The following is a 20,558-nucleotide window of genomic DNA, read 5'->3' as shown; positions in this document are numbered from 1 at the left end:
ATGTCCTTGGGTTCATTGAACGCGCGACCAGGAGTAGTCCCGCACGTACACGCTTAGGGGGTTGTTCCGAAGTTGCTCATCCGTGGTTTGCGGCGTGACTTCCGCGACGTACACAGTGACCAGCGCACGCCAGATCGCGGGCTTGCCCTTCGGTGTGCCTTGACGGTCGCGGGCGGTTTCTTCCCACTCGACTTGCCAGGTGTCCGGCGTCTGCGGGATGGCCGTCTTGATCTCGACGTTCACCATTTCCTTTTCAGCGCGACGGAACGGGCTGGCATCCGGGGTGCCGTTCAACCACTCATTCATCTTTGGCGTTGCCGGATCGTTGGGCGACAACTTGGCGTACACGCGGAACACAGAGCGGCGCTGCAAGGCCACGTCCGGCGTGACCGTGCGGGCGTCGGTGATGAACTCGGCGACCGTCGCATGGATGACGCGGGCATCGGCCTTCGAGGCCGCTTGCACCGGGCCGGCGGCCACTGTCTGGCCGAGCTTGTCCACTTCCACCACGTAGGGGATGAACTTCGACTGGCTGCCGATGTGGATCACGCCGCCGACGCCGGCGAGCGCGATCAACAGCGACAAGATGCCGATCACTTGCCAGGTCTGGCGAGACGACACGACGCCGCCCACGTGATCGTTCCAGGTGCGACGAGCGGCCAGATAGGGGTTCTCGGCCTCGCCCTGGCGTCGGCCGCCTTCCAGCGGTTCATCGGTCTGCCGAGGGTCGCGCTTGTCGCGTCCTGCGGCCGTGGCGGGCTTCTTGAAGATCAAGCCCTTGAGGGTGTCGGCAAAGCTCATGCGGCCTCCAGGTAGTCATTGAGATTCAGATTGCGGCCGGCCAGCCAGTGATCGACCCACTCATGGCCGAACTTCGCTTGCAGGCTCTTGATGGCGGCGACCGATTCCTTGTCGGACGCGCCGACGAAGGCCAGGGCCAGCGGCCCCAGGGCGAGGTCATAGAGGCGGCGGCCGTTCTCGGAGACGTAGTAGTACTGCCGCTTCGGAACCGCCGTGGCGAGGATTTCGATTTGCCGCTTGTTGAGGCCCATGCGGCGATAGAGCGCCGCCGTGTCCTCGTCGCGGGCATAGACGTTCGGCAGGAAAATCTTGGTCGCGGTCGATTCCACGATCACATCCAAGATGCCCGAGTTGGCCGCGTCGGAAAGGCTTTGCGTAGCCATGAGCACCAGGCAGTTCGCCTTGCGCAAGACCTTGAGCCATTCCCGAATCTTGGCGCGGAACGCCGGGTGGCCCAGCATCAACCAGGCTTCGTCCAGGATGATGACGGCCGGCTGGCCTTTAAGGCCGCGCTCGATGCGGCGGAACAGGTACAGCAGCACCGGCAGCGCGAACTTCTCGCCGAGGTTCATCAGCTCTTCGATCTCGAACACCGTGAAGTCGGAGAGCGACAGGCCATCCTCTTCGGCATCGAGCAGGTGGCCCATCGAGCCGTCCACCGTGTATTGCTTGATGGCCTCGCGGATCGCTTCGTCCTGGATCGTCACCGAGAACTCGGAGAGCGTGCGCGCGCCGCTGGCGTGCATGCTCATGATCGCGTGGCCGATCTCGTTGCGCTGCCCTGGCGTGGTGTCCACGCCGTTGAGCGCAAGGATCGTGTCGATCCACTCCATCGCCCAAGCCCGATCCGCCTTCGTTTCGAGGAACTGGAGCGGGCAGAAGGCCAGGCGGTCATCGTCGGCGGCCACCGTGAAGTGCAGGCCAGTCTTGCCCTTCGAGCCGGCATTGATTGCGGCCGCGAGCGGGTACATCGACATGCCCTTGTCGAAGGCGTAGATCGACATGCCGGCATAGCGCCGGAGCTGCGCGGCGATGATGCCCAGGTGCGTCGATTTGCCCGCGCCGGTCGGGCCGAACATGAAGGTGTGGCCCAGGTCGCGCACGTGCAGGTTCAGCCGGAAGGGCGTAGCGCCGACCGTGACGCAGTGCATGAGCGCCGGGGCCAGCGGCGGGTACATCGGGCACGGCGCGGTGGCGCTGCCCGTCCAGATGGAGCTTGTCGGCAGCAGGTCGGCCAGGTTCATCGTGTTGATGAGCGGCCGGCGCACGTTCTCGACGCCGTGGCCGGGCAAGCTGCCCAGGTAGGCGTCCATCGTGTTGATCGTCTCGATGCGCGCCGCGAAGGCCAGCCGGTTGATGGCCTTCTCGACCGACAGCGCGGCGGCCGCCAGGCGCTCCCGATCCTCATCCATCAACACGACCACGGACGTGAAGTAGCCGGCGGCCACCAGGCCGCTATTGACCTCGGCGATGGCCGCCTCGGCATCGGCCACCATCGTTGCCGCGTCCTGGTTGACGCTGCCGGTGTTGGTGTTGAAAACCTGGTCGAAGAAGCCGCGAATCTTCTGCTTCCACTTCTTGCGGAACTTGTCCAGGTGCTTCAAGGACTCGTGCTGATCCATGAAGATGAAGCGGCTCGACCAGCGGTATTCACTCGGCAGCTCGGCCAGGGCCGACAGCAGGCCAGGCGTTGACTCCAAGGGGAAGCCTTCGAGGGACACCACCTGGATGAACTTGCGGCCGATCTTCGGAACGACGCCGCCCCACAGCTCTTGCCCGCCGATCACGGCGTCCAAGTACATCGGGTTGCTGGGGAGCTGCACCGGGTGATAGTTGCCGGTCACGCAGAACTGCAACCAGCTCAGGAAGTCGTCATGCGTGACTTCCCTGCCCTCTTCCGTGGCGATCTTGTGGCCCTTCAAGCGCGTGAGCTTGACGGCCGAGGACATGCGCGATTCCAGGCTGCGGATTTCGCGCTTGAACTGCTCGATGAGGCCCACGGTGCGGGCCGTGTGGTCGGGCGTCACCGCGTCATCGTCAAACATCAGCTCAACGAACTTGCGCTGGGCCAGCACTGGCGGAAACCAGGTCACGGCGAATACGAAGTGCCCTTCGTACATCGTGCCCAGGCCCTCGAAGAGCCGCCGGCGCTCTTCATCAATGGCGGCCGACACCGGATCGGTGAAGGTGGAGACGCCGCGCTCGGAGTAGTTGGGTGCCGGCCGGCGCACGGCATCGACATGAACCATCCAGCCGCTGCCCAGGCCCGCCAGGGCCTGGTTGATGCGGAAGGACACCATTTCCCGCTGCTCTTCGGTGCTGCTGGCGTTGTCATCCCCTTGGTACAGCCAGGCGGCCATAAAGGAGCCGTTCTTGCCCACGATCACGCCGTCATCGACCACGGCGGCATAGTTGAGCAAGTCGGCCAGGCCCGCGTCCTTCGACCGATGCTTCTTGAGCTTCAGCTCGGCATCGACCTGACGGATACGGGCAAAGAGGATGAGCAACAGAACCGCACCGAGTACAGCAATGCCAATTGCGATTGCTTCGATCATTTGTATTGCTTCCCTTGACTCGGCGTGTTTTCACGGAAGGGCGTGCTGCGAGCCGGGTAGTACGGCTTGTACCGGCGGTGCCGCAGGTACACGTGTCGCAGCTTCGGGTCGGACTTCGCCATGAGGCGCAGCACGAATAACGCGCCGAACCACAAGGCGATGCCGAACACCGTTGCCCTCACTTCTTGGGCGCTGAAAATCAGCGCCCCGGCCAGCAGGCCCGAGAACATCACCAGCTCGCGGTCGCCACCCATGAACAGGTTTTCTCGGTTGCCGGCCCTACGGATGGGGATCGCGCGCAGTGCCATGACTTACCCCGCGATGTGGCCGCGTTCGGCCCAGCGTGCGATGGCTTCACCAGGGAAGCCGGCCATGTCCAGCGCCGCGACCTTGGCCTGGTGCAGCACGCCATCGGTCAGGGCGGCGATTTCCGCGCCACGGCCGAAGAAGGTGCTCATCATGTTCTGCGCGCCGACCAGCAGGGCCATGACCAGGACGATGAAGATCAACGTGCGGAAGAAGCCGTTGAGTTCGCCGCCGAAGATCAAGATGCCGCCGGCGACAACGATGCCGATGATCGACAGCGCGAAGGCCACCGGGCCGGTGACGCTGTTGCGCAGGTTGGTCAACCAGCCTTCATACGGCAGGGAACCGCCGGTGCCTTCGGAGGCGAAAGCGTGCTGGGGGGCCAGCAGGAAGAACGCCAAGAGGGCGAACATGCCCAGGTAGAACACGGCGCGGCTGTCGAAGCGGAACGCGGGAAGGGTCGATTGCATGGGTCTAAGCTCCTTACAGGGTTACAGGGTTACAGGGTTTTGGTTGCGTACTGGCCGTTGGCGTAGCCGGAAACCTCAAGGATTTCCTGGATGCGCCGCGAGCCGTCAGGGGTGCGGGCGATATGAACGACCACGTGAACCGCCTCGCCTATCAGCGGTTCAATGGGTTTGGGTGAATCGGGGTGCATGCTGATGAGCATGGCGAGCCGATCAAGGCCCGCTTTGGCGTTGTTTGCGTGCAGGGTTGCGGCTCCTCCTTCGTGCCCGGTGTTCCAGGCCATCAACAGATCAAGTGCTTCGGGGCCGCGCACTTCGCCGACCAGGATGCGGTCGGGCCGCATGCGCAGCGTGGTCTTGAGCAGCGCCGTCATGGTCACGTCGATGCTGGTGTGGTACTGGACGTAGTTCTCGGCGGCGCACTGGATTTCGCCGGTGTCCTCGATGATGAAAACCCGTTCGGTCGGGTCTTGAAGCACCATCTCGTTGATGATCGCGTTCACCAGCGTGGTCTTGCCCGAGCCGGTGCCGCCGATCACCAGGATGTTCCGGTGGGCACGCACGGCGGCAATCAAGGAATCGCGCTGCTGCGCGGTCATGATTCCGCGCTCGACGTACTGCGCCAGGGTGAAGATGGCGACCGCCTTCTTGCGGATCGCAAAGGTCGGTGCGGGCACGACCGGGGGGAGCTGGCCGGCAAAGCGGCTACCGTCTAGCGGGAACTCGCCTTCCAGGATCGGCCGCTGCCGCGTGACTTCCTTGCCGTGGTAGCCGGCAATGGTTTCGATCATGGCTTGGGCCTGCGCGAAGCGAAGGGTGCCGATGCACTTCATCGGCTCGCCCAGCTTCTCCTGCCAGACTTTGCCGTCCGCGTTGAGCATGATTTCAACGGTCTTGGGATCGTTCAGAGCTGCCAACAGCTCCGGCCCCATGTCGCGTTCGAGCTTCTTCTTCGCCCGTTCCTTGATCGTGTTGTGTTCCAGCTTCTGTTCGGTCATTCCGTGTATCCCATGTATGTGATTTGCGTGCTGCCCTGACCGCACGCATTCTACACAGGTTCATACGATATACCGAAGTCTTTTGACGAGCAAGCAAACGGAATGACGGATTGAGTGTTTTCAATCGTGTCCCGAGCTGATCGCAATAGAAACAACGCGGCGCATGCTCCGTGCGCCTCGCACCGAACCTATGGCTTGCGTTGTGGGTGTTCCGGGGGTTGAGCCACCCCGGCGGGCTTTAGCGGCTAAAAAGTGCTGGCTTCTGCTGGCTCAGTTCCTTGCCGCGTCCCTTCCCTGCTTTCTTTCTTGGCGTCCTACCCCCGGAGCTTCTTGCGGGCGGCCTCGCCCCACTTCTTGACGATGAATGCCTGATGCGACGGTAGCACCGCCGCCACTCGCTCGAAACCGGCAGGAAGGCTCTGCGGAGCCTTGCCGCCGGCCAGGGCATCGAGCGTGTCCTTGTCCAAGTCGGTTGATTCAAGCAGAAGGGGCAACGGCGCATCAAGGGCCTTGGCAATGTCCTGCATGACCTTGAGGGACGGATTGGCCTTGCCCGTAGTGAGATCGGACAGGAAGGAGATCGAAACCCCCGACCTGTCCGATAGCTCCTTTTTCGTCATGTGGCGCTCATCAAGCAGCCGCAGCACGTTCGTGAAGAAGATGTAGTTATACAAAGGCGTCGCCTTGCGCATGGGCGGCTCGAAATTTTAGCCGCTAAAGTTCTTGACCTCGGAATTAGGTTTAGCTAAACTCTAGGCTTCATCACAGCCTGGAGAGCTACGCATGAGCCATAACCAATTCCAGTTTATCGGCAATCTTACCCGTGATACTGATGTTCGCCATAGCGAAAACAGCGCCCGCGCCGTATTCGACCTGGCCGTGAACCGCGTGTGGCGCGACCGCGCCGGCGAGAAGAAAGAGCAAACCGACTTCTTCCGCATCAAGTCGTTTGCCGGCCTGGCAGAGAACGCGGGCAAGTACCTTGGCAAAGGCTCCAAGGTGTTCGTCCAGGGCCGCATCGAGCCGACGAAGTTCGAGAAGGACGGCCAGACCGAGTACGGCTTTGACTTCATCGCCGACGTGATCGAGTACCTGGATACCAAGGAACCAGGCGGCAAATGAGAAACGCGCCCGGCCACAGGCCGGGCGTTATGCTAGGAGGACGAAGATATGCCGGACAGTTTCGACGAGCAGGGCTACCGCCGCAAGCTCATCGACGGCGGGTTGAGTGAGGCCGACGCGACGGCGCTTGCCCGCCGCTACGCGGCCGAGCGCAACGCGCAGGCCGGCACCGCCGGCGGGGCTTTCCGCCCCGCCGGTTCCCTCTTCGAGCTGCCGGACGGGCCGGCAGCGCCGGAGCCACCGCCACCGCCGCCCAGCGCGGCCGTGGCGCGCTCCGAGCGGATGGCGGCCGAGTCGGCCGAGCTGGCGCGGACTATGGGCCTTCCGCCCGAGCCGCGAACCGTGGTCAACACCTTGGCCGAGAAAGTCAGCGGCGTGACCGCCGAACGGAGAACGCAACAGATGGCGACCAAGAAAACGACCGAGAAGCCGGCCAGTGCCACCGGCGAGCTGGCCGAGCAGGTCAGCCAGGCCAAGCAGGCCGCCTTGCTCAAGCACACGAAGCAGCAGATCAAGGACATGCAGCTTTCCTTGTTCGACCTCGCGCCGTGGCCCGACCACATGCGGGCCATGCCCAACGACTTCGGCCGGTCGGCGATCTTCACGACCAGGAACAAGAAGGTGCCCCGCGCCGCCTTGCAGCGCGAGGCGATCTACCACATCAGCAAGGACGTGGAGATCACCTTTACCGGCATCGAGCTACGCGCCGACAGCGACGAGCTGGTGTTTGCCCAGGTGCTCGAATACGCGAAGCGCACGCCGCTGGGCGAGCCGGTCACGTTCACGTTCTACGAGATTTGCCAGGACTTGGGCTGGTCGATCAATGGCCGCTACTACAAGCAGGCCGAGGACTGCCTTTCGCGGCTGCAAGCGTCCGCGATGCAGTTCTCTTCCCAGCGGCTGGGCCGCCTGGAATCCGTGTCGCTGATCCGGCGCTTCCGCATCCTGGATCGCGGCAAGCGCACGTCGCGCTGCCAGGTCGAGATCGACACCGAAATGGTGGTGCTGTTCGCCGGCGACCACTACACGAAATTCGTGTGGGAGAAGTACCGCAAGCTGTCGCCCACCGCGCGGCGGATGTTCGACTACTTTGCCACGCACAAGGAGCCGTACCCGCTCAAGCTGGAGACGTTCCGGCTCATGTGCGGTTCGGATTCCACCCGCGTGAAGAAGTGGCGCGAGCAGGTCAGCGAGGCATGCGACGAGCTGCGCGAAAACGGCCTGGTGGACAGCGCCTGGATCAATGACGACCTGGTGCATTGCAAGCGATGACCGCCGCCCTGCCCCTGGAGAGCCGCCCGAGATCGAGGCGGCTTTTTTTCTCGAGCATCGCCGCTTCTGACGAGGGAGTTCCGGCCACCTGGTCGCGCGCACGTCGAGCTGCAGCATCGTCATTTCCGGCGAGGCTGGCCACGTCCAGGCCACGGTCGACCATCGCCACCTTTGACGATGAACCGAGGGCCCCATCGCCAGTTCCGACGATGACGGCCGACGCCGGCGCTGGATCTCGCATCGCCGCTTCTGACGATGAGATCCACCCTTTGACACTTGAGGGGCCGAGCTGCGGGGGATTCTCCCGGCCGGCGGCCGCGAGAACCGGCTATGTCGTGCTGCGCATCGAGCCAGGCGGCAGAGCCGCCCGTCTCGCCCCTGGCGGGCTTCCAGCGCCTTCCCGACGCTCACCGGGCCGGTGGCCCTCGCCGCTGGGCTTTGCGGCCCTGACGGGCCTTCCTGGCCCGTTTCCGGGGCCTTCCCTGCCCTGCCCCACCGGCGCGGCCGTTGTGGACAGTTTCGGGACAAGTCGGCCGAGGCCGGCCGGCGCAGCCCTGACGTTGACACTTGAGGGGCAGCGGGGCCGGCGCGATGTTGACACTTGGGGGGCAGCGGCCGATTTCGGCCTGGTCGAGCCGTCCAGGCGGCCGCCGAGGCGGCCTAAGTGCCTGATCGGCATGGAGTTATCCACCGAAGTTGTGGATAACCCTGTTAGGAACCCTGCCCCGGTATTGACACTTGAGGGGCGGCCCTACTGACACTTGAGGGGCGCGGTTCTTGACACTTGAGGGGCAGCGTATTGACACATGGGGGGCTTATCCATTGACACTTGAGGGGCGGCCTCTTCGCACTTTTCCTTGGCGTGACAACGGTTTACGCGCGTTTTTCGGTCATGCTAACCAGGTTTTTAACCGTCTTTATAACCTTTTTATATAACCAGGTAGTTTTAACCAGAGGCTGGCGAAAAAAACGGCAACACGGCCCAAGCTGCCGCGCAGCATGACCGGCCGCCGAAGGGGGGAAACCCCCCTTCTCGATCCCACCCGGCCGCAAGCGGCCTCCCATCCCCCCAGGGGCTACGCCCCTCGGCCGCCTTGCGGCCTCACCCCACAATGGAGCGCCTTCGGCGCTACGGCTTAGGAGAGCCAGGCGCAAGCGCCTGGCGGAAGGCAGTAAGTTCGAGAGCTTGCGAGGGGGCAAAGCCCCCTCACACTCCCCAACCAGGTCGCCGCGGTTCGACCGGCCGCGCGATCCTCAAGCATCGCAGCAGCTCCACCGCCGCAGGTTTTACGCCAAGGAAGGGGGTCGGCCAGCTCGGCCGGTGGCGCGGAAAGCGCCCCTCAAGTGTCAATGAAACGTGAGACGCGGGGCCAGGCCCGCGCCGATCACAAGCCGAGTTCGGAGTGAGAGCCGAGGCGCACCAGGCGCAGCGTGTCGGCGTCGGGCTTCTGGTAGATCAGCACCAGGTCGGGCTTGACGTGGCAATCCCGGTGATCCTTCCAGTCCCCGGTCAGCGCGTGGTCGCGGTGCCGAGGTTCCAGCGGCTGGTCGTCGGCGAGCGCGACCAGGACGGGCACCAGGTCGGCGTCGAGCGTGGCCCGGTGCTGCCCTTTCGCCTCGCGCTTGTAGTCGCGCTTGAACTGGCCGGTGCGCTCAATCTGCCGCATGCAGATCGGCCATCAGATCGTTGACGGTGGCGAAGCGCGGCAGCTTGCCCTTGCGGGCTTCCTTCATCGCCTCGATGGTGGTGGCGTTCGGAATCAGCGGCTCGAAGGGCAGCGCCTTGTCCTGGGCCACCTTCGTGAGCAGCAGCCGCACCGCGTCGGACACGGTAAGGCCCATCGCGGCCAGGACGGCCGCCGCTTCTTCCTTGATCGCGCCGTCGATGCGCGTTTGTACGAGCTGGTTTGCAGCCATGATTGGTTCTCCGGTTGGGTTCGTGAATTACATTGTAATGCACGCCAAGGGAAAGGGCAAGGTTTAGCGGCCAAAAAGTTTAGCTAAAGTGCTTGACGATTAGGACATTTTGCCCTAATATAGCACTTGAAGGCCGGGCATTTCGCCCAGGTCAACTACCGGAGAAAGTCCGATGAACACCCAAGAGCAACCCGTTACCGCTTCCCTGGTCGCCGAGGCCCAGCGCCTCGACTTCCTGCCCGCCTACTTCGGCCCGCGTCTGATGATGCGCGGCGAGGCCCTGGTGTATGCCTGGCTTCGCCGGCTCTGCGAACGCTACAGCGGCGCGTATTGGCACTACTACACCTTGTCGGACGGCGGTTTTTACATGGCCCCCGACCTGGCCGACCGCCTGGAGATCGAGGTGGACGGCAACGGCTTCCGAGGCGAGTTGTCGGCCGACGCCGCCGGCATTGTCGCAACCCTGTTCGCGCTGGGCCAGCTCGCGGCCGAGGCCGCCGACACGGACGCCGGCGATGCCCTGATCGACCGCTATCACTTCCTGCGCGGCTTCGCAGCCAGCCACGCCGAGGCGGCCGCGATCTACCGGGCTATTGACTGATGAGGGGCGGCCCCGGCTTCGGCCGGGGCTTCCAGGAGGCGACCATGACCAGGAACAACGCTCCCCAGGCACCGACGAACAGCTACGCGACGGACGGCAAGTGCCACAACGCCGAGCCGGGCACCTACGGCCACGAATGCGGCAAGCCGGCCGCATGGATCGGCACGAACCACAAGGGGTTCAGCTCGGGATTCTGCGACGACTGCAAGCGCCACGGCTACGAAGCCCGCGACGTGATCGCGTGGCGGCGTGCTGACACTTGAGGGGCCGGCCGATGGCGAAGAAACGCAAGACGCCGGCCCAGCCGGGCCAGGACTGGAACGCGCCGGCGGCCGAGCTGCTGGCCGAGCTGCCCACCGAACGCGACGAGCTGCTGGCCGCCGCCGTGGCGGCCGTGGTGGAGATCGACGCGGCGATCATGCGCGGCGACGGTGCGGCCGCCGAGGCGGCCAGCGACCGATACGAGGCCGTCATCTGGAAGATGAACGGCGGAACGCACGTGGGCAGCATGGCCGACCACGACGCGCCCGGCCAGGTCATCGAGCGCCATTGCGCGGCGGTGCCTGGCGACGTGCCCTTGTGGGGCCAGCGCGGCCAGTTCCTGGTCGCGGATGGCGACATGCGCGCCCTGGTGGAGTACGAGGCCGGCTACGGCGGGCCGCTGGGTGCCCACTTCCAGTTCCACGTCATCGACCTGGACAGGCCGTTTATCTCCGAAACGGGCTACCGCTCGCACTTCGACACGGCGCAGGGCTGCATGACGGTGGACGAGGTTGCGCGCGGCATCCTGGCTGCGCAGCGAGCCGAGAAGAAGCGCCCGGTGATGGTCGAGGCCAGCTACCGCGACCGCCTGGCCGATGCTCCCCTGCCCGCTTGGCTGGCCGGCCTGGAGCCGCCGGCGCGGCGCGAACCGGCGACCGTCCTGGTGCCGCCGGGGTTCGTCCTGGTCGATGTGGTGCTGCCCTCGCATCGGGCCTTCATCGCCAGGCGCTGGGCGGCCGAGGCCGCGACCAGGATCAAGGCGGCCAGGGCCGCCGGGTTGGACGCCAAGGGAAAAATCACCGGCGCAGGCCCGGAGCGAGATCCCGCATCGCCAGAAACGACGATGACCTGCAGCATCGTCAAAGCCGACGATGCCGAGCCGGTCGAGGGCGGGCCTGTATCGCCGGAAACGACGATGCCGGGAGCGAGCGCGGCAACCTGCAGCATCGCCAGGAATGGCGATGGAGGCCCGGCCGACCGGGTGGAGTTCAAGCCCGGCCAGCGGTGCGAGATCGTGAGCGTCCATCACCCGGTTTTCGACCGCTACATCGGCAAGCGCATCATCATCGTGAAGGTGCATCCCGACACCCGCCAGGTGTGGGCGCACGACGACAGGCCGGTAACGTACAAGACCAATCGCGCAGGCCGGCGCGTGGTCGATTCAGACCCGAGCTGCATCCAGTCGATCTACGGCTTCGACCAGTTGCGGCTTATCACTTGACCAGGAGAACGAACGAATGACGAACGACGCCAATATCCGGCTGGAGTGCTTGAAGCCGGCCGAACGCTGGGCACAACCGACCGGCGAGGAAGTCCGCGAGGTGCTGCGCCTGGCCGGGTTCAGCGGCAGCAAGGCCGCGAAGGCGCTGGGGCTGGGCGCGAAGGGCGACCGCACGATCCGCCGCTGGATCGGCGAGGACACCCCGATTCCCTATGCGGCATGGGCGATCCTGTGCGACCTGGCCGGGCTGGGCGTGATCTGGAAAGAGGATTGACGCCAAGGGAAAGGTTTTAGCGGCTAAAGTTTAGCCTTCGGATTCCGGTAAAGCGAAAAAAGTTTAGCTAAAGTGCTTGACAGGCTAGGGCATTTTGCCCTAATATAGCACTTGAAGGCCGGGCACATCGCCCAGGTCAACTACCGGAGAAAGTCCGATGAGCGACAACAAGATCATGCCCTGGATTGACGAGCTGGAGGGCGCGGCAGCGACCGACTTCCCGGCCCGCCGTGACGAGATCGCGGCCATGATGGCCGAGGCGGCCGAGCTGGTGCGCAAAGCCGAGGAACTGCGCGGCAAGGCGTACTTCGCCGGATGCTCCCTGGAGGGGCAGGCCAAGGGCCATTGGTCGATGGAAGCCGTCGAGCAGGCCAAGCGCCGGGCCGGCTGGTAAGAGCACATGGCCCGGTCGGCAACGGCCGGGCCTATCGAGGACGCCAAGAAGGGAGTATTGCGTGAGCCGAGGCAAGATCAAGGGCGGCCCCAGGTGGAGGAACGCCCCGGAGTGATCCGGGGCGCTTGGCCTGGTGCTGGCACACCGTAACCATGCTTCCGAGTGGGAGCACCCAGCATTCAACACGTAAGCGCGTGGAGGGTCAAGCTATGTCCAACATCATCAAGTTCCCCAAGGAGATCGAGCAGCCCGCCGCGCCCGCGCCGGTGGAGCCTGCCGCCGCGCCTGCTGCCCCCAACAAGGCCCCCGGTGCTGGCCTGCTGGCCGGCCTGGTCAAGTTCGTATGGGTGGCGACCGTGTTGGTCTGGCCGATCCTCAAGTGGGTGCTGTCGATTGCCACCTTCTTTCAGTTCGTGCGGATGCTCTACCACTGGAACACGCCTGGCGTGTATGCCGGCTGGTCGTTCCTGGTGTACTTCGCGGTGCTGACCGCGATCACCTACTTCGTTTCGATCTACAAGCCGAAGGGGCTTTGACATGAAAAAACAGACCCTGCCCTACCCGCCGGGATTCGTGGAGCCAACCACGGGCCGCGTGGCCGTCCTGGTGCGCGAGTACGCGGCCAGCGATTTGAACGGCGATGCGCCGGCCTATTGGTACAGCGCGCAATCCGAGGAATGGGGCCTTGACCCCTGGCGGCTCGTTGAAGGCGTCGATCCGCATGTGCATGGCGGTTCGTTCGACGTGTGCTTTGCGAGCGGCGGCACGCGCACCGTGGGGCCGTTGATGACGTTCTTCGTGAGCGCCGACCACGCGCAGCAGCTCGCAGTTTCGCGCGCCGCGTCGCAGATGGGGCGCTACGGAATGCGGGTGGTCGAGGTTCAGCAAGGCCCCGACGACCTCAAGCGCCTAGCCGCGCTGTATTCGGATGACGCCAAGAAGGGGTGATTTTTAGCCGCTAAAAGGCTTGACGCGCCCGGCGAGTTTAGCTAAACTTCTGCACATGGTCGGCGGCTGGCACCGCCTTTTGTTCAACAACCGGGTGTGGAGTTTATATGGGTGTTCTCCATGAAGAAACGGCTAACCGAAGCCCAATTCCAGGCGGCGATCAAGGGCCTGGAGATCGGGCAACAGACCATCGACATAGCGCGCGGCGTGCTGGTCGATGGAAGGCCCCAGGCCGAGTTTGTGGCCTCGCTGGGGCTGACCAAGGGGGCGGTATCGCAAGCGGTCAGTCGCGTGTGGGCAGCGGCGGGGGAAGTGCTCCCGCAGGGCTTCGCGCGGGTGACGGCGGTACTGCCGGAGCATCAAGCGTTCATCGTCAAGCGTTGGGAAGCCGACGCCAAGGGAAAGAGGAAACAGGAACCCAACTCATGAAAACACTGGTCACGGCAATTCAGAAAGGCGGACAGGGCAAGACCTTCGCAACCTGCCACCTGGCGTTCGACTTCCAGGAGCGCGGCCTTCGGGTTGCAGTGATCGACCTGGACACCCAGGGCAATGCAAGCTGGACGCTGGCCGGCCACGACTCGGGCTATCCCGCCAGTCGCATGTTCACCGCCGGCGGCGACGAGCTGCGCGCCTGGTTCGCTGGCCGGGAGGATGACGGCCTGGCGCTGATCGCGGCCGATGCCAGCCTGGCCAACCTGGACAAGATGGACTTGGCCCAGGCCGCCGGCGCGCTGCGGGCCAGCATCGCGGCGCTAGGCGAGTTCTTCGACGTGTGCCTGATCGACACCGCCCCTTCCCTTGGCGTTGCCATGACGGCGGCCGTGCTGGCCGCCGACTACATGCTTTCGCCGGTCGAAATGGAGGCGTACAGCTTGCAAGGCATGAAGAAGATGGTTGCCGTCATCGGCAACCTGCGCAAGCAAAACCCGAAGCTGCGCTTTCTCGGCATGGTGCCGAACAAGGTGGACGCGCGGAAGCCGCGCCACGTCAGCAACCTGGCGACCTTGCAGCAGGCATATCCGCAACTGATCTTGCCGTTCAGTGTCGGCGCGCGAGACAGTATCGCGGAGGCGCTGGGCGAGCAGATGCCAGTGTGGAAGATCAAGAAAACCGCTGCGCGCAAGGCCACCCAGGAAGTGCGCGCCCTGGCGGATTACGTGTTCACGAAGATGGAGATCGCGCAATGACCAGCGCCGTAAAGACCAACGCCAAGAAGAAGGCCCCGCAAGCGGCCGCAGAGAAGCCCAAGGGCGGCGGGCTGGGCCTGGATGGCCTCGGCGACCTGTCGAGCTTGCTGGACGAGCCACAGGCCGCGAATGCGGCCCCTGGCGGCCCGCAGGAGCTGCCGCTTGACCTCATCGACGAAGACCCGCACCAGCCGCGCACGGCGGACAACCCCGGCTTCTCGCCGGAGTCCATCGCCGAGATCGGCGAGACGATCAAGCTGCGCGGCGTGAAGTCGCCCATCAGCGTGCGCGAGAACCCGGACGCGCCGGGCCGCTACCTCATCAACCACGGTGCGCGGCGCTACCGTGGCTCGAAATGGGCCGACAAGACCACCATCCCGGCTTTCATCGACAACGACTACAACGAGGCCGACCAGGTAATCGAGAACCTGCAACGCAACGAACTGACGGCCCGCGAGATCGCGGACTTCATCGGCCGCGAGCTGGCGAAGGGCAAGAAGAAGTCGGAGATCGCCAAGGAGATCGGCAAGTCGCCGGCGTTCGTCACACAGCACGTCACGCTGCTGGACTTGCCCGAACCGATTGCCGAGGCGTTCAACACTGGCCGCGCCAAGGATGTGACCGTCATCAACGAGTTGGTGACGGCGTTCAAGAAGAACCCCGAGGAAGTGGGTGCGTGGCTGGCCGACGACAGCCAGGAGCTGACGCGCGGATCGGTCAAGCTGCTGCGCGAGTACCTGGAGGACAAGCGCCACCAGGAAGGCGACCGCGACCCCAACACCGTCGATGCGTTCAGCGGCAAGACGGATGGCGAGGCCGAGGGCGACGGGCAAGGCCCGGAGGATGACGCCAAGAAGAAGGAGCCGAAGGAACCCGACCCGGACAAGCTCAAGAAAGCGATCATCCAGGTCACGCACGACGACCGCCCGGCCCGCCTGATCCTCAACCGCCGGCCGCCGGCCGAGGGCTGGGCCTGGCTCAAGTACGAGGATGACGGCCAGGAGTTCGAGGCCGACCTTGGCAAAGTGCAGCTTGTCGCGCTGCTGGAGGGCTAGACCCCCTGCACCAGACCCCGCCGCCCCGCACCCCTGCGCCCCGCCATCGAGCGGGGCTTTTTTTTGCCTGCGCGCCCAGCGCCGGGCTGGCCCGTTTTAGCCGCTAAAAAAGTTCAGCTAAACACTTGCGCTATGTTGTATGTTGTAGTATGCTACACGCTACAACATACAACACCGGCCGAAAGGAGGCCCGATCATGGCAATCACGAAAGAGCAGATATTTGCGGTCGCCGACGAGCTGGACGCCGCCGGCCAGAACCCGACCCTGGCGAGCGTGCGCAAGCAGCTCGGCGGCGGGAGCTTCACGACCATTTCCGAGGCGATGAACGAATGGCGGGCACGCAAGGCCAGCCAGGCGGCCCCGATCCGCGAGCCGGCACCGGCGGCGATCACCGAGAAGCTGGCCGAGCTGGGCGGCGACTTGTGGGCCGTGGCCTTGGAAATGGCGAACAACCGGCTGGCCGCCGAGCGCGAGGCGCTGGAGGCCGTCCGGCAGGAAATGGAGGCAGCGCGCCAGGAGGCCGCAGAGCTGGCCGACCAGCTCACCGGCGAGCTGGACGAGGCCAAGGGCCGTATCGAGGCCCTGGAGGCCGCAGAGACCGACGCCAAGGGGGAAGCTGGGGCGCTACGCGAGAAGCTGGCAGCGGCCAGCGAGCGGGCGGCCACGGCCGAGGCCAGAGCCGGCGAGCTGCGCACGGAACTGGATCACGCCCACCAGGAGGCCCGCCAAGCCCGAGCGGAGCGCGACAAAGCCCAGGAGAAGGCCGCCGCGAGCGCCGACCAGGCGGAGGCCCTGCGGGCCGACCTGGCGGCCGCGAACAGCCGGGCAACGGAGATCGAGCGCCGGGCCGGCGAGCTGCGCGCCGACCTGGAGCGAGCCAACCAGGCCACCGACCAGGCGCGGGCGGCGCTGGCCGAGCAGCAGAAGGCCACCGAGGCGGCGGCCGGGCAGCTTGACCAGGTGCGGGGCGAGCTGGCAAAGGTGCAGGCCAAGGCCGAAGCCGAGCGCGAGGCGCACCAGGAGCAGCGCAAGGCAGCAGCGGCCGAAGCGCACCGCCAGGCCGAACGCTTGACGGCCACCCAGGCCGAGCGCGATGCCGCGCGCAAGGAGGCCAGCCAGGCCCGCGAGGACGCCGCGACCCTGCGCGGCCGGCTCGAAGCCCTGGAAACCGTCATGGCCCAGGAGAAGGGCAAGACGGGCGGCGCGAAAAAGACCTGATATTTCGGTCGGTTTTCAATAAAATCGAGGGTGTAACCTGGAACTACACATCCGGCCACGAGAGGAAAGCCGGCCTCGCGCATGCCGAGGTCGGCTTTTTTCTTGCTGGACTGGCAAGGAGGCCCATCTATTCCACATTTTGAAATGACCACACCGACGATAAGGAGCGCCCGATGAAACAGCGCCTCTTGGTCATGAACGGCCAACGCATCGTTCAGACCGAGCAAGAAGGGGCATGGGCCAACCAGAAGGTTGACAAGGCTGGCGCATTGAAGCCCGGCATCTACAACCTGTACATGGCCCAGCAGGCCGACAAGAAGCAGACCCATGACGGCGTGATCGTTCACGCCGACAACAACCAGGTGTACCAGCAGGTAGGCAAGAACTTTGTCATGCACGCCCGGTCAGATTTCGATAAAGTACCTGAAATCGGGAGCGCAAAGAGCATCAGCTACAGCGCGCAAGGCAAAGCAACCGTTGCCGCCGAGGCCCCGAAACTCACGCGAGGCCGGTCCCGATAGCTTTTAGCGGCTAAAAGGAGGGCCACGCCTTGAGACGACTCACACCCACCGCCGGCCGGGCAGACGCCCGCCGCATCCAGCCGGCATCCGCCGGCTTCGCAACAAGCACGACCAGCAGAACCGACGCCGCCGGCGACGGCCTGCTGGCCGCTGCCGAAGCCACAGAGGCCGAGCAGCAAGCGGCCCTGGAGGCCGCCCCGCTCGACCAGACCTACCAGGAAGCCCTTGCCCTGTACGTTCAGGCCAAGCACGACCAGGTGGAGCGCATCGAGGATCGGCTTGAAAACCTGATCGACCGTCAGCAGGCGCGCTTGCAGCAGACCCAGGCCAACCAGCCGGGCCTACTGTCCCGGCCTGGCGCGAAACGCGCTTGGCAGAACCAGCAGATGCAGCAGCAGGCGCGCTTGCAGTCCCTGCACGTGCGCCTGGAAGCCGTCCGCGAGATCAAGGAAGGCATGGGCCTGCACTCACCGAAGGTCGAAGAGCTGGCGACCCGCAAGATGCGCGCCGAGAAACCCGAGCTGGCGGCCGATTGGGATGCCATGCGCGAGGCGGCACGCCGGCACCAGGCGCTGCAACGCCGCGAAGAGCAGGAGCGAAAGCAGGCGCAGGCCCTGGAGCGACCAGGCCGGTCGCAGAGCTTGGGCCTCACGCGGCCCGTCTAAAACGAAAGCCCGGCACTGCCGGGCTTTTTCCTCGAGCCTCGCCGTTTCCGGCGATGCAGGCCCGCCGCTGGCGGCATCCTGCAGCACCGTCATTCCCGACGATGCAAGGGGCTGGCCAGCCTCGCCAGTTCCGGCGATGCCGCCGGCGCGGTCGACCATCGCCATTTCTGACGATGAGATCCCGCATCGCCATCTACAGCGATGCCCACAACGCGAGGGCGGCCGCGAAAACCGCCATGCCGGCCGCCACGATGTTCATGTACGACACGCGCCGCGCTTCGCGGATCGGCGCGGCGAGCTGCGCGGCGGCCGCTTCCAGCTCGCGCCGCACCGCCTCGGCGGCGGCCTTGCCGCCGTCCTGCATCCCCTTCGCCATCGCCTCTTTGGAGGCCGCCAGGGCCGCGTTGAGCGTCCTTTCGGCCTTCCCCTTGGCGTCATCCCCCCAACGGTGTGCGATGGCTTCCAGCTCTTCCTTGAAGCGATCCAGGATTTCTTGCTGCGCGGCCTGGCTGTCCTGCATCAGTCGGGTGTTGATCGTCTGGAGGATCAAGATCGGATCGTCGCGGCCAACGGCGATGCCGTGCTTGACCGCGATTTCCCGTATCAGCTCTTCGATCTTGTCATCGCTCGCCATCAGAGCACCGCCGCGTTGTCGAGCTGCTGGAAGAGTTGCGACTTCACGATCTTGAGCCGCTGCCGCGTCATGATCGTGAGCGCCGAGTCGGCCAGGGCCTCATCGAACGTCCGGCGCTCCTGGAGCATTTCCGAGAAGTCGCGGCCGTAGGTTTCTTCCTTGAGCGCCGGAATCTGGATGATGGCCGACACCCGCGCCTTGTTGTCGGTGTACGCCTTCATCTTCTCGAAGCCCTTGCCTTCGTGCTCGATTGGCCCCCAATACGGGTTCAGCCACACCACGAACACGCATTCGGCCGGGAATTGCCGGGCCAGCGTGCTAAAGCCGTTCAGGGTGTCCAGGAAGGCTTGCCCGCCGGTGACGACCGTATGCACCACCAGTTCGTGCCCCATGTCCTGGAGCAGCGCCGGAACCTGGTTGCCGATCAAGTAGCTGGACAGCGGCACGAACGAGCTGGCCCCGTTGTCGATGATGACGTCGCCCTTGGTCGAGGCGATTTGCTCCACCAGGGCATCGAAGTTCCGGGTGTTGATCTCGTCGCCGTCCATGATGTTCAGGCGCTGCACGTTCAGGGCCTTGTAACCCTCAAACGTGCTGTTGACCGGATCGGTGTCGATGCAAAGCGGCGTCTGCCCCTTGCTCGCTTTGTACTGCGCAATGGTGGCCGCGATCATCGACTTGCCGACGCCGCCCTTGCCCTGCAAGACCATGTGAATTTTCGCCATTACAGTAAATCCTCTTTATTCGGTTTCGGGTTGTAGTTGAAGCCGGCGATCCCTGCCGACTCGGGTTTCTTCGGCTCGGGTGCCTTCGGCTTCCTCGCCTTCGACCCCCCTTCCTGTTGCGCCGGCTTCTCCCCTTTGGCCTGGTTGGCCGCCGGGGGAGGCACCGGCGCGGGTGCTGCTGGTGCGGCCTTGATGTACCGCTGGACGTGCTTGCGGAACGTCTCGTAGCTGCACTTGACCCGGCCGATCTCGCGCATGTCCTCGTAGATCGTCGTCACTGCATAGCCAGCATCCATCGCGGCTTTCACGTCCACGCGCACGGCCAGGAATGCAACGGCCGTCGCGTCCTGTCGGCGCTTCTTGGCGGCCCGTTTCTCGATCCGCGCGGCCAGCTCTTGGGGGTAGCTGCTTTCTGCCATCGCCTCGCTTCCGTGGTTTGTAAATAGCCGTCATTTTCATGTATCGACCCGTGGAAAGTCTATGTAAAGCGCGTGGATAGCAGCTTGACACCGCTGCATCTAGCGCGCTTTCCGGGCATTGTACGCCTTCATTCGATATATCCGCCATCTTTTCGCGCTAAATGCAGACAGATGCGAAGGTTTCGGTATAGACTTTCCTTGGTGTTATCAACGCCGTAAGGCGGGCAGGATGTGCGAAGTTAGCTAACCGGCGGGCCGGTTATCTATCTTCGCTGTCCCTTATTCGCGCCTGCGGCACTCAACGGGCATCCTGCTCTGCGAGGCTGCCGGCTACCGCCGGCCAAGAAGCGAGAGACGAACGACATGGGCTACATCAATCCGCTGCTGGAGCTTCCAGCAGGCCGCGAACTCCAGGCGCTTCCGGTTGCCGACCGGCAGCGCCTTGCCCGCGTGCTGCGCGAGCTGCGCACGCAGGCCAACGACGAGGCGGAAAAGGCATGGGCACGCCGCAAGGGGCCGATGGCCGCCTACTGGCGAGCCGTGGCGACCTACGCGCGACACACGGCGCACGCGCTCAAGGGGTAGCGACATGGAAGCCGACGAACAGCCGACCGCGAAGCGGCGGCAGCACCTACGGGTGCCGGTGTTCCCCGACGAGAAGGAACAGATCGAGGCGAACGCCAAGAGGGCCGGGGTCAGCGTGGCGCGCTACCTGCGCGACGTGGGCCAGGGCTACCAGATCAGGGGCGTCATGGATTACGAGTACGTGCGCGAGCTGGTGCGGGTGAATGGCGACCTCGGCCGGCTGGGCGGTTTGCTCAAGCTATGGCTCACCGACGACCCGCGCACGGCCCGCTTCGGAGACGCCACGATCCTTGCCCTGCTGGGCCGGATCGAAGCCACCCAGGACGAAATGAGCCGACTCATGAAGTCCGTGGTGCAGCCGAGGGCCGAGCCTTGAGCTTTTTAGCGGCTAAAAAGCCAGGGGCTGG

Annotated in this window: 28 protein-coding genes; 17 read left to right on the top strand and 11 right to left on the bottom strand. The window is 64.7% G+C overall.

Annotation, left to right across the window (positions count from 1 at the left end; genetic code table 11):
- Positions 1-12: 12 nt before the first annotated feature.
- The 6 genes from F7R26_RS40525 to F7R26_RS40500 all read right to left on the bottom strand — a co-directional run bounded on the left by F7R26_RS40525 (position 13) and on the right by F7R26_RS40500 (position 5,801).
- Complete coding sequence (locus F7R26_RS40525; protein WP_011013265.1) at positions 13-801, bottom strand: conjugal transfer protein TrbF; 789 nt, start codon at positions 799-801, stop codon at positions 13-15.
- Positions 798-3,356, bottom strand: coding sequence for a VirB4 family type IV secretion/conjugal transfer ATPase (locus F7R26_RS40520; RefSeq protein WP_011013264.1), 2,559 nt, complete (start codon positions 3,354-3,356; stop codon positions 798-800). Before F7R26_RS40520 ends, F7R26_RS40525 begins: the two co-directional genes overlap by 4 nt.
- The gene (locus tag F7R26_RS40515) at positions 3,353-3,664 is read right to left on the bottom strand and encodes a conjugal transfer protein TrbD (RefSeq protein WP_011013263.1); all 312 of its coding nucleotides are present in this window, start codon (positions 3,662-3,664) and stop codon (positions 3,353-3,355) included. The genes F7R26_RS40520 and F7R26_RS40515 overlap by 4 nt, the downstream gene beginning before the upstream one ends.
- Positions 3,665-3,667: 3 nt before the next feature.
- On the bottom strand, positions 3,668-4,132 hold the full coding sequence (gene trbC, locus F7R26_RS40510) for a conjugal transfer system pilin TrbC (RefSeq protein WP_011013262.1): 465 nt from the start codon (positions 4,130-4,132) through the stop codon (positions 3,668-3,670).
- A gap of 29 nt (positions 4,133-4,161) precedes the next feature.
- Entirely contained in the window at positions 4,162-5,127 is a 966-nt protein-coding gene (gene trbB / locus F7R26_RS40505) for a P-type conjugative transfer ATPase TrbB (RefSeq protein ID WP_011013261.1), read from the bottom strand.
- A gap of 314 nt (positions 5,128-5,441) precedes the next feature.
- Positions 5,442-5,801, bottom strand: a complete 360-nt coding sequence (locus F7R26_RS40500) for a transcriptional regulator (RefSeq protein ID WP_011013260.1) — start codon at positions 5,799-5,801, stop codon at positions 5,442-5,444.
- Between the two features lie 109 nt (positions 5,802-5,910).
- Between F7R26_RS40500 and F7R26_RS40495 the strand changes: the two genes are divergently transcribed.
- Together F7R26_RS40495 and trfA are read left to right on the top strand one after the other, a co-directional pair.
- A complete protein-coding gene (locus F7R26_RS40495) occupies positions 5,911-6,249 on the top strand; it encodes a single-stranded DNA-binding protein (RefSeq protein ID WP_011013259.1) in 339 nt (112 codons plus the stop codon).
- Positions 6,250-6,297: 48 nt separating this feature from the next.
- Positions 6,298-7,521: a plasmid replication initiator TrfA gene (trfA, locus tag F7R26_RS40490; protein WP_011013257.1), complete on the top strand. Its 1,224-nt coding sequence runs from the start codon at positions 6,298-6,300 to the stop codon at positions 7,519-7,521.
- Positions 7,522-8,906: 1,385 nt separating this feature from the next.
- Here the strand turns inward: trfA and F7R26_RS40485 are convergent.
- Together F7R26_RS40485 and F7R26_RS40480 are read right to left on the bottom strand one after the other, a co-directional pair.
- A complete protein-coding gene (locus F7R26_RS40485) occupies positions 8,907-9,188 on the bottom strand; it encodes a type II toxin-antitoxin system YafQ family toxin (protein ID WP_011114071.1) in 282 nt (93 codons plus the stop codon).
- Positions 9,175-9,438 (bottom strand): type II toxin-antitoxin system RelB/DinJ family antitoxin, encoded by a 264-nt coding sequence (locus F7R26_RS40480; RefSeq protein WP_011114070.1) that lies wholly within the window; start codon positions 9,436-9,438, stop codon positions 9,175-9,177. The genes F7R26_RS40485 and F7R26_RS40480 overlap by 14 nt, the downstream gene beginning before the upstream one ends.
- A gap of 172 nt (positions 9,439-9,610) precedes the next feature.
- Here F7R26_RS40480 and F7R26_RS40475 point away from each other — a divergent pair, with 172 nt between their 5' ends.
- From F7R26_RS40475 to F7R26_RS40415, 13 genes are all read left to right on the top strand, one after another.
- Positions 9,611-10,039, top strand: coding sequence for an antirestriction protein (locus tag F7R26_RS40475; RefSeq protein ID WP_011114069.1), 429 nt, complete (start codon positions 9,611-9,613; stop codon positions 10,037-10,039).
- Between the two features lie 44 nt (positions 10,040-10,083).
- Positions 10,084-10,302 carry a hypothetical protein gene (locus tag F7R26_RS40470; RefSeq protein ID WP_012478187.1) on the top strand — a complete coding sequence of 73 codons (219 nt, stop codon included), beginning with the start codon at positions 10,084-10,086 and terminating at the stop codon, positions 10,300-10,302.
- A gap of 11 nt (positions 10,303-10,313) precedes the next feature.
- Positions 10,314-11,522: a hypothetical protein gene (locus F7R26_RS40465; RefSeq protein ID WP_012478186.1), complete on the top strand. Its 1,209-nt coding sequence runs from the start codon at positions 10,314-10,316 to the stop codon at positions 11,520-11,522.
- Positions 11,523-11,538: 16 nt separating this feature from the next.
- A complete protein-coding gene (korC, locus tag F7R26_RS40460) occupies positions 11,539-11,796 on the top strand; it encodes a transcriptional repressor KorC (protein WP_012478185.1) in 258 nt (85 codons plus the stop codon).
- 157 nt (positions 11,797-11,953) lie between these two features.
- Positions 11,954-12,190, top strand: coding sequence for a stable inheritance protein KleA (kleA, locus tag F7R26_RS40455; protein ID WP_011255200.1), 237 nt, complete (start codon positions 11,954-11,956; stop codon positions 12,188-12,190).
- A 209-nt stretch (positions 12,191-12,399) separates the two neighbouring features.
- On the top strand, positions 12,400-12,726 hold the full coding sequence (gene kleE, locus F7R26_RS40450) for a KleE stable inheritance protein (RefSeq protein WP_012478184.1): 327 nt from the start codon (positions 12,400-12,402) through the stop codon (positions 12,724-12,726).
- Position 12,727: 1 nt separating this feature from the next.
- Positions 12,728-13,138: a DUF2761 domain-containing protein gene (locus F7R26_RS40445; protein ID WP_011255198.1), complete on the top strand. Its 411-nt coding sequence runs from the start codon at positions 12,728-12,730 to the stop codon at positions 13,136-13,138.
- 120 nt (positions 13,139-13,258) lie between these two features.
- Positions 13,259-13,567, top strand: a complete 309-nt coding sequence (locus F7R26_RS40440; protein ID WP_011255197.1) for a transcriptional regulator KorA — start codon at positions 13,259-13,261, stop codon at positions 13,565-13,567.
- Positions 13,564-14,328, top strand: a complete 765-nt coding sequence (locus tag F7R26_RS40435) for a ParA family protein (RefSeq protein WP_013397098.1) — start codon at positions 13,564-13,566, stop codon at positions 14,326-14,328. Before F7R26_RS40440 ends, F7R26_RS40435 begins: the two co-directional genes overlap by 4 nt.
- Positions 14,325-15,383, top strand: coding sequence for a transcriptional repressor gene korB (locus F7R26_RS40430; RefSeq protein WP_012478180.1), 1,059 nt, complete (start codon positions 14,325-14,327; stop codon positions 15,381-15,383). Before F7R26_RS40435 ends, F7R26_RS40430 begins: the two co-directional genes overlap by 4 nt.
- Before the next feature lie 196 nt (positions 15,384-15,579).
- Entirely contained in the window at positions 15,580-16,602 is a 1,023-nt protein-coding gene (locus F7R26_RS40425) for a DNA-binding protein (protein WP_012478179.1), read from the top strand.
- 173 nt (positions 16,603-16,775) lie between these two features.
- Positions 16,776-17,123, top strand: a complete 348-nt coding sequence (gene kfrB, locus F7R26_RS40420) for an IncP plasmid survival protein KfrB (protein WP_011255193.1) — start codon at positions 16,776-16,778, stop codon at positions 17,121-17,123.
- Positions 17,124-17,152: 29 nt separating this feature from the next.
- Positions 17,153-17,788 carry an IncP plasmid survival protein KfrC family protein gene (locus F7R26_RS40415; protein WP_012478178.1) on the top strand — a complete coding sequence of 212 codons (636 nt, stop codon included), beginning with the start codon at positions 17,153-17,155 and terminating at the stop codon, positions 17,786-17,788.
- A gap of 193 nt (positions 17,789-17,981) precedes the next feature.
- Here the strand turns inward: F7R26_RS40415 and F7R26_RS40410 are convergent, their stop codons facing one another.
- Genes F7R26_RS40410 through F7R26_RS40400 form a run of 3 tightly spaced genes read right to left on the bottom strand, consistent with a single transcriptional unit; the run spans position 17,982 to position 19,566 of the window.
- On the bottom strand, positions 17,982-18,422 hold the full coding sequence (locus F7R26_RS40410) for a conjugal transfer protein TraM (protein WP_012478177.1): 441 nt from the start codon (positions 18,420-18,422) through the stop codon (positions 17,982-17,984).
- Positions 18,422-19,147, bottom strand: a complete 726-nt coding sequence (locus F7R26_RS40405) for a nucleotide-binding protein (protein ID WP_012478176.1) — start codon at positions 19,145-19,147, stop codon at positions 18,422-18,424. The genes F7R26_RS40410 and F7R26_RS40405 overlap by 1 nt, the downstream gene beginning before the upstream one ends.
- The gene (locus F7R26_RS40400; protein WP_012478175.1) at positions 19,147-19,566 is read right to left on the bottom strand and encodes a TraK family protein; all 420 of its coding nucleotides are present in this window, start codon (positions 19,564-19,566) and stop codon (positions 19,147-19,149) included. The genes F7R26_RS40405 and F7R26_RS40400 overlap by 1 nt, the downstream gene beginning before the upstream one ends.
- Positions 19,567-19,929: 363 nt before the next feature.
- Between F7R26_RS40400 and F7R26_RS40395 the strand changes: the two genes are divergently transcribed.
- Together F7R26_RS40395 and traJ are read left to right on the top strand one after the other, a co-directional pair.
- Positions 19,930-20,151 (top strand): hypothetical protein, encoded by a 222-nt coding sequence (locus F7R26_RS40395; RefSeq protein ID WP_011798730.1) that lies wholly within the window; start codon positions 19,930-19,932, stop codon positions 20,149-20,151.
- A 4-nt stretch (positions 20,152-20,155) separates the two neighbouring features.
- On the top strand, positions 20,156-20,527 hold the full coding sequence (gene traJ / locus F7R26_RS40390; protein ID WP_011255188.1) for a conjugal transfer transcriptional regulator TraJ: 372 nt from the start codon (positions 20,156-20,158) through the stop codon (positions 20,525-20,527).
- Positions 20,528-20,558: the final 31 nt, after the last annotated feature.

Source organism: Cupriavidus basilensis (assembly GCF_008801925.2).
GTDB classification, from domain to species: domain Bacteria; phylum Pseudomonadota; class Gammaproteobacteria; order Burkholderiales; family Burkholderiaceae; genus Cupriavidus; species Cupriavidus basilensis.
This window is presented reverse-complemented; position numbering and strand designations above follow the sequence as displayed.

Coding starts and splice junctions, on each gene's coding strand:
- F7R26_RS40410 (WP_012478177.1), bottom strand. CDS start 18,422: ATGGCGAGCGATGACAAGATCGAAGAGCTGATACGGGAAATCGCGGTC.
- F7R26_RS40495 (WP_011013259.1), top strand. CDS start 5,911: ATGAGCCATAACCAATTCCAGTTTATCGGCAATCTTACCCGTGATACT.
- trbB (WP_011013261.1), bottom strand. CDS start 5,127: ATGACCGAACAGAAGCTGGAACACAACACGATCAAGGAACGGGCGAAG.
- F7R26_RS40425 (WP_012478179.1), top strand. CDS start 15,580: ATGGCAATCACGAAAGAGCAGATATTTGCGGTCGCCGACGAGCTGGAC.
- F7R26_RS40480 (WP_011114070.1), bottom strand. CDS start 9,438: ATGGCTGCAAACCAGCTCGTACAAACGCGCATCGACGGCGCGATCAAG.
- F7R26_RS40465 (WP_012478186.1), top strand. CDS start 10,314: ATGGCGAAGAAACGCAAGACGCCGGCCCAGCCGGGCCAGGACTGGAAC.
- trfA (WP_011013257.1), top strand. CDS start 6,298: ATGCCGGACAGTTTCGACGAGCAGGGCTACCGCCGCAAGCTCATCGAC.
- F7R26_RS40405 (WP_012478176.1), bottom strand. CDS start 19,147: ATGGCGAAAATTCACATGGTCTTGCAGGGCAAGGGCGGCGTCGGCAAG.
- F7R26_RS40395 (WP_011798730.1), top strand. CDS start 19,930: ATGGGCTACATCAATCCGCTGCTGGAGCTTCCAGCAGGCCGCGAACTC.
- F7R26_RS40520 (WP_011013264.1), bottom strand. CDS start 3,356: ATGATCGAAGCAATCGCAATTGGCATTGCTGTACTCGGTGCGGTTCTG.
- F7R26_RS40470 (WP_012478187.1), top strand. CDS start 10,084: ATGACCAGGAACAACGCTCCCCAGGCACCGACGAACAGCTACGCGACG.
- F7R26_RS40400 (WP_012478175.1), bottom strand. CDS start 19,566: ATGGCAGAAAGCAGCTACCCCCAAGAGCTGGCCGCGCGGATCGAGAAA.
- F7R26_RS40515 (WP_011013263.1), bottom strand. CDS start 3,664: ATGGCACTGCGCGCGATCCCCATCCGTAGGGCCGGCAACCGAGAAAAC.
- trbC (WP_011013262.1), bottom strand. CDS start 4,132: ATGCAATCGACCCTTCCCGCGTTCCGCTTCGACAGCCGCGCCGTGTTC.
- traJ (WP_011255188.1), top strand. CDS start 20,156: ATGGAAGCCGACGAACAGCCGACCGCGAAGCGGCGGCAGCACCTACGG.
- F7R26_RS40525 (WP_011013265.1), bottom strand. CDS start 801: ATGAGCTTTGCCGACACCCTCAAGGGCTTGATCTTCAAGAAGCCCGCC.
- F7R26_RS40430 (WP_012478180.1), top strand. CDS start 14,325: ATGACCAGCGCCGTAAAGACCAACGCCAAGAAGAAGGCCCCGCAAGCG.
- F7R26_RS40440 (WP_011255197.1), top strand. CDS start 13,259: ATGAAGAAACGGCTAACCGAAGCCCAATTCCAGGCGGCGATCAAGGGC.
- korC (WP_012478185.1), top strand. CDS start 11,539: ATGACGAACGACGCCAATATCCGGCTGGAGTGCTTGAAGCCGGCCGAA.
- kleE (WP_012478184.1), top strand. CDS start 12,400: ATGTCCAACATCATCAAGTTCCCCAAGGAGATCGAGCAGCCCGCCGCG.
- F7R26_RS40445 (WP_011255198.1), top strand. CDS start 12,728: ATGAAAAAACAGACCCTGCCCTACCCGCCGGGATTCGTGGAGCCAACC.
- kfrB (WP_011255193.1), top strand. CDS start 16,776: ATGAAACAGCGCCTCTTGGTCATGAACGGCCAACGCATCGTTCAGACC.
- F7R26_RS40435 (WP_013397098.1), top strand. CDS start 13,564: ATGAAAACACTGGTCACGGCAATTCAGAAAGGCGGACAGGGCAAGACC.
- F7R26_RS40485 (WP_011114071.1), bottom strand. CDS start 9,188: ATGCGGCAGATTGAGCGCACCGGCCAGTTCAAGCGCGACTACAAGCGC.
- F7R26_RS40475 (WP_011114069.1), top strand. CDS start 9,611: ATGAACACCCAAGAGCAACCCGTTACCGCTTCCCTGGTCGCCGAGGCC.
- kleA (WP_011255200.1), top strand. CDS start 11,954: ATGAGCGACAACAAGATCATGCCCTGGATTGACGAGCTGGAGGGCGCG.